This is a genomic window from Methanocorpusculum petauri (assembly GCF_026891975.1).
Classification (GTDB): domain Archaea; phylum Halobacteriota; class Methanomicrobia; order Methanomicrobiales; family Methanocorpusculaceae; genus Methanocorpusculum; species Methanocorpusculum petauri.
The window spans coordinates 1-792 of record NZ_JAPTGB010000053.1 but is presented as its reverse complement, the minus strand read 5'-3'; the positions used below and the strand labels follow the sequence as shown (position 1 = coordinate 792).

The 792-nt window shown below is 47.5% G+C and carries 1 protein-coding gene; it reads right to left on the bottom strand.

The features are described 5' to 3' along the window. Positions 1-35: 35 nt before the first annotated feature. Positions 36-464, bottom strand: a complete 429-nt coding sequence (locus O0S10_RS10465; RefSeq protein WP_268925828.1) for a GxxExxY protein — start codon at positions 462-464, stop codon at positions 36-38. Between the last annotated feature and the right edge of the window lie 328 nt (positions 465-792).

Here is a 792-nt window from a genome sequence, read left to right as displayed (position 1 = left end):
GGTGGCAGCTTGGGGCTGCTGTTTTGGTGGTCGGTTCAGGTTTTTTCCGGGATGTTTTGTTTCGTGAGGTAGGTGGTGTTGGTGAAGATGTAGCGTTTCCATTCCAGTTTTCGTTCTTTCCCGTAATTGATGAGAAGTCCAACCTGTTTTCCGGATGCTTTGAGATAGTTGATGAGTTGTGCTCCTTCGGTCTTGGTAAGGGCAGAGATTGCTTTGAGTTCCAGGATGATTTCCCCGTAACAGATGATGTCTGCGATATAGGTTTTCGTGAGTTCTTTTCCCTGATAGTAGATTTTCAGCGTTTTTTGTGATTCGAAGGGGATGTTTTGTTTTCGGAGTTCCATTTCTAATGCTTCCTGATATACTGCTTCCAAAAACCCAACTCCCAGATTATTATAGACGGCTATTGCTGCTTTGAGAATGGCCTGGGTCTGTTCTGCATACGGGTATTCGTCGTCGGGCATAGGTGAATAGTCATCAGGAGAGTGCATTAATGTATTGGTGGTCTTTGAGTTGCAGGAAGGAATGGCTTCGCGAGCATTTTTAGCCGCGTTTGCGACAGCAACGAGCAACCGCCCGGCTCCGGGCGGGCGAGAGCGGCGTGAAAAAATGCGATGAGCGAAGCCCAGCGCCGCAGGCGTGATCTGCGAAATCTTGCGTTTCCTTTTTCCTCGTTCCCACTCTGAGGACTCCTGACTATCTTATATCAGTGCAATTCGCGGGAAGATTTCCGGTTCTCTTAGTTCATTGTTTTATCCATTGATGGTTCATGTTCAGTACCGGTTTTCCGTT